The sequence below is a fragment of the Nocardia farcinica genome (assembly GCF_029867845.1).
Taxonomy (GTDB): domain Bacteria; phylum Actinomycetota; class Actinomycetes; order Mycobacteriales; family Mycobacteriaceae; genus Nocardia; species Nocardia farcinica_A.
In genome coordinates, this window is sequence record NZ_JARWRU010000993.1 from 1 (window position 1) to 4,833 (window position 4,833).

Here is a 4,833-nt window from a genome sequence, read left to right on the forward strand (position 1 = left end):
GTCAGCGCCTCCTTGCTCGGCACGTAGGTGTACACGCTCATCGGCCGCAGGCCGAGGGCGGCGGCGATGGCGCGGATGGACACCTTCTCGTAGCCCTCACGGTCGGCCAGCGCCACGGCCGCCGCGACCACCTCGTCCACGCTGACCGCGGGCTTGGGTCCGCGCGCGACGGGCTTGCCGGGCAGGGCGTGCCGCCACAGCAGCTCGAGCAGCCGCCGTGCGGCGGGGTCGTCCTCGGGCACGATCCTCCTCGTGTCGGCGGCCGCGGCGATGCCGGGCCGGGAGCCGGGAACAAAGTCCGTACGGTGTACGTTACTCGAGCGCAGCATCGATCGCGACGCCCGGAGGTAGTTCTGTCCACACCCCATGCCACCTACCTGCCCGACCGCCACTTGTTCGCCCTGTGGACCTGGGCGGGCCGCGAGCCCGGCGCGGCACCCGAACTGCCGGGGACGCCGGGGCGCGTCCGGCTGGTCGTCCCGGCGGGCGACCGCCTCGAGGTACGGGAGGCCGACTGCGTCCTCGTGCCGCCGGACGAGCTGGCCGAACTCGAATCCACCACGCGCGCGGCCTCCACCCGAGCCTGGCAGCAGGTGCTGCGCGGACAGGCCTGCGCGCTCCCCCTGGCGGCCCACGCCGTCCCGGACGCGGTCGGCGAGTCGGTGCTGTCGGCCGACGCCGCCGTCCGCGCGCTGACCGCGACCGAATCCGTCACCACCGAACTCGCGGGCGTTCTGCGCGCGCGGTTGCGCGGCTACCAGGCGCGGGGCGTCAGCTGGCTGCGCGAGGCGGTCGACGCCAACGGCGGGGCGATCCTGGCCGACGAGATGGGGCTCGGCAAGACCTTGCAGGCGATCGCCTTCCTGCTCGGCCGCGCCGACGGCCCGCAGCTGGTGATCTGCCCGACCTCGCTGGTGGGCAACTGGGTGCGCGAGATCGAACGGTTCGCACCGGACCTGCGACCGGTCGCCTGGCGCGGTGGGACGCTCGGCACCGAGCCGGGGACGGTCGTGGTGGCGGGCTACCCGACCCTGCGCCTGCACGGCGCGCACCTGGCCCCGACCGTCTGGCGCAGCCTGGTGTTCGACGAGGCACAGGCGCTGAAGAACCCCCGCACTCAGGTCGCCAAGGCCGCGAGGTCGCTGACCGCCGATGCTCGCGTCGCCCTGACCGGCACGCCGGTGGAGAACCGGCTCGACGAGCTGTGGGCCCTGCTGCACCTGGTGACGCCGCGGCTTTTCGCGCACCGCACCCAGTTCCGCCGCCGCTTCGTCCGCCCGGTCGAGGAGGGCGAGCCCGGCGCGCAGGCCAGGCTGCGGGCCGCCGTCGAACCGGCGCTGCTGGCCAGGACGAAACACCAGGTGGCCGCCGCCCTGCCCGCCAAGATCCTGGTCGACCTGCGCTGTGACCTCACCGAGGAGCAGCAACGGCTCTACGACGACCTGCTCGCCCGCGCCGTGGACGACGGCTTCGGCCTCGGCGCGCAGCGCCGGACCCGGGTGCTGGCCGCGCTCACCGCGCTCAAGCAGGTGTGCAACCACCCCGGACTGGTCACCGGCGACCTGACCGAACTCGCCGGGCGCAGCGGCAAGCTGGATCTGTGCGCCGACATCGTGGCGGCCAACTTGGAGAGCGGGTCGCCCACCCTGATCTTCACCCAGTACCGGCAGACCGGTGAACTGCTGGTGCGGCACCTGGCCGAGCAGTTCGGCGTCCACGCGCCGTTCTTCCACGGCGGCCTCGGCCCGGCCGAACGCGCCGACATCGTCGACGGCTTCCAGTCCGCCGACGGACCGCCCGTGCTGGTGTTGAGCCTGCGTGCCGCAGGCACCGGACTCACCCTGACCCGCGCGGCCGACGTGATCCACTTCGATCGCTGGTGGAACCCGGCGGTGGAGGCCCAGGCCTCGGACCGCGCGCACCGGATCGGCCAGACTCGCACGGTCACGGTCACCACGCTGACCTCTGACACCACCGTGGAGGAGCACATCGCGAACATGCACGACCGCAAGTCGGCCTCGACCGACCTGTCCGGCGCCGACACCGTGGCCGCGCTGGCGAAGCTCGACGACGAGCAACTGATGGAGATCCTGCGCCGCAAGAGGGGGAACTGATGGGCGACAACGAATTCGGATACACCGCCTGGGGCATGGACTGGGTGCGCCTGGCCGAACCGCTGCACCGGACCAGACCGGAGCCGCTGCTGCCGCGCGCCCGCAGCATCGCCCGCCACCACGGCGTCGACCTCACCGTGACGGGCAGGATCGTGCGCGCCCACATCCAGCGGGGCGGGCAGGCCTCGCTCGCCCATCTCGAGGTCGAGCCCATGTCACGCGCCACCGTCGCGGCCGTCGCAGAGGTGCTGCCCGATCCCGGGCACCCCACCGACGAGGCACACCGCGCACTGCTCGAGGTGGGCCTGTCCCCCGCACCGGTCCTGGTCGGCACCGACTGCTCGTGCCCGGCCCGCAAGGCGCACTGCCTGCACGTGCTCGCCACCCTCTACGCCGTGGCGCGCCGCGTCGACGAGAACCCCCGGCTGGCACTGGAACTGCGCGGGTACTTCGACAGCGCGCTGCGGGCCGCCGACCCGGAAACGCCGGCGCCGCGCTGGATTCCGTTGCACACGCTCGACCCGGAGGACTACTTCCATCCGGCGGGCCCGCCGCTACCCGTGCGGTGAGCCGGCAGACCGTTGCGGCCGGATCCGCTGATGGCCATCGGTCAGGCCGCACGGGTCCGGGCAGGCGCTGGCGGACCGGGCTCAGCGCCGGCGCAGCGCCGCGATCCGCTCGTGCAGTTGCTCGGCCGAGGCCAGCGCGGTCGGCGGGCCGCCGCACTCGCGGCGCAGTTCGCCGTGGATCACCCCGTGCGGCTTGCCGGTGCGGTGGTGATGCATGGCCACGAGGGTGTTGAGCTCACGGCGCAGTTCGGCCAGCCGGTCCGCGGTGGCCACCCGCTCGGCGGGGGCGGCCACGGCCGGGCCCGCCGCCGGTTCCGGGCGGGACAGCGCCGAGCGCTCGGCCACCTGCTTGGCCTGCCGCTCGCGCAGCAGAGCACGCATCTGCTCGGCGTCGAGCAGGCCGGGAATGCCGAGGTAGTCGGCCTCCTCGTCGCTGCCGGCGAAGGTGGCGGTGCCGAAGGAGTCGCCGTCGTAGATGACCTGGTCGAGTTCGGCGTCGGCGGCCAGGGCGACGAACTTGCGTTCCTCCTCGCCCGGCTCGTCCTTCTGCTTGGCCGCGTCGGTGAGCAGTTCGTCGTCCAGGCCGTTCTTCTCCCGGTGCGGCTTGCCGATGACGTGGTCGCGTTGCAACTCCAGCTGGGCGGCCAGGTCGAGCAGCACCGGCACCGAGGGCAGGAACACGCTCGCGGTCTCCCCCGGGCGCCTGGCGCGCACGAACCGGCCGATCGCCTGGGCGAAGTAGAGCGGGGTGGCCGCGCTGGTGGCGTAGACGCCGACGGCCAGGCGCGGCACGTCGACGCCCTCGGACACCATGCGCACCGCGACCATCCACGGGGAGGTGTCGTTGCTGAACTCCTCGATGCGCTTGGAGGAGGTCGGGTCGTCGGACAGCACCAGGGTCGGCTTGGTGCCGCTGATGTGCGCGAGCAGTTCGGCGTAGTCGCGGGCGCGCTCCTGGTCGGTGGCGATGACCAGGCCGCCCGCGTCGGGCATGCCGGATTCGCGCTTCTGCCGCAGCCGGATGTCGGCGGCGCGCAGCACCGCGGAGATCCAGTCGCCCGCCGGGTCGAGCGCGGTGCGCCAGGCCCGGGCGGTCTGCTCGGGGCTCAGCGGCTCGCCCAGCCGCGCGGAGTGTTCCTCGCCCGCGCTGTCGCGCCAGTGCGCGTCACCGGAGTAGGCCAGGAAGACCACGGGGCGCACGACGCCGTCGGCCAGCGCCTCGGCGTAGCCGTAGGTGTGGTCGGCGCGCGACTTCGGGAAGCCGGACTCGTCCGGCTCGTAGGTGATGAACGGGATCTGGCTGTCGTCGGAGCGGAAGGGGGTACCGGTCAGCGCCAGCCTGCGGGTGGCATCGCCGTAGGCCTCCGCGACCGCGTCACCCCAGCTCTTGGCGTCGCCCGCGTGATGGATCTCGTCGAGAACGACCAGGGTGCGCCGGTTCTCGGTGCGCACGCGGTGCCTGGCTGGGTGGGCGGCGACCTGGGCGTAGGTGACCACGATGCCGTGGTAGTCGCCGGATGTGCCGCCGGTGGCGTTGGAGAAGCGCGAATCGAGCTGGATGCCGTTGCGCGCCGCCGCGGCCGCCCACTGGTGCTTGAGGTGCTCGGTGGGCGCGACCACCGTGATCTGGTCGACCGTGCGATCGGCCAGCAACTCGGCGGCTACCCGCAGGGCGAATGTCGTCTTACCGGCGCCGGGGGTGGCCACCGCGAGGAAGTCGCGGGGCTTGGTGGCCAGGTATTTGGTCAGGGCTCGTCGCTGCCACGCGCGGAGGGAGCTGCCACCGGAACTACTCGCCGCGCTACCTTCCGAACCTGTCACGCCAACGACAGTAGCGGCCTGTGGCGGCGTCTCGCCAAACCGACTCGGCGGCGTCACAGCGATAATCCGAGGGCTGCGACGAGCGTCACAGCCAGCCCAGCGGACCGGACCTCCGATCGACACGAAAGCCCGGTGCCCGGGCGGCGCGGCACCGAGTGCGGGATGCTGTAGGCACGATGGACGAGCACAGCCCGCTACCGGACGGCACCGCCGCGCCCCCCGAGGTCCACGGCGGCGGTGCGGGCGCGCCCCCCCCCGGCGCCGCGCGGCCGGGCGCCCCGCTGCGGGCCCCGGGCCGGCAGACCCGCCGGGTCGCGGTCCCGGGCGCG

4 protein-coding genes are annotated in these 4,833 nt (G+C 73.5%); 2 read left to right on the forward strand and 2 right to left on the reverse strand.

All coding sequences use genetic code 11. From position 1 onward, the window contains the following. Positions 1-242: TetR/AcrR family transcriptional regulator (locus QH283_RS22025; RefSeq protein ID WP_280504866.1), on the reverse strand; the 242-nt coding region annotated here is incomplete at its 3' end. Positions 243-392: 150 nt separating this feature from the next. Between QH283_RS22025 and QH283_RS22030 the strand changes: the two genes are divergently transcribed. Both QH283_RS22030 and QH283_RS22035 read left to right on the forward strand, forming a co-directional pair. Then, on the forward strand, positions 393-2,114 hold the full coding sequence (locus tag QH283_RS22030) for a DEAD/DEAH box helicase (protein WP_280504867.1): 1,722 nt from the start codon (positions 393-395) through the stop codon (positions 2,112-2,114). Continuing rightward, positions 2,114-2,683 (forward strand): SWIM zinc finger family protein, encoded by a 570-nt coding sequence (locus tag QH283_RS22035; RefSeq protein WP_280504868.1) that lies wholly within the window; start codon positions 2,114-2,116, stop codon positions 2,681-2,683. The genes QH283_RS22030 and QH283_RS22035 overlap by 1 nt, the downstream gene beginning before the upstream one ends. 81 nt (positions 2,684-2,764) lie before the next feature. Here the strand turns inward: QH283_RS22035 and QH283_RS22040 are convergent, their stop codons facing one another. Further along, on the reverse strand, positions 2,765-4,504 hold the full coding sequence (locus QH283_RS22040; RefSeq protein ID WP_280504869.1) for a DEAD/DEAH box helicase: 1,740 nt from the start codon (positions 4,502-4,504) through the stop codon (positions 2,765-2,767). Between the last annotated feature and the right edge of the window lie 329 nt (positions 4,505-4,833).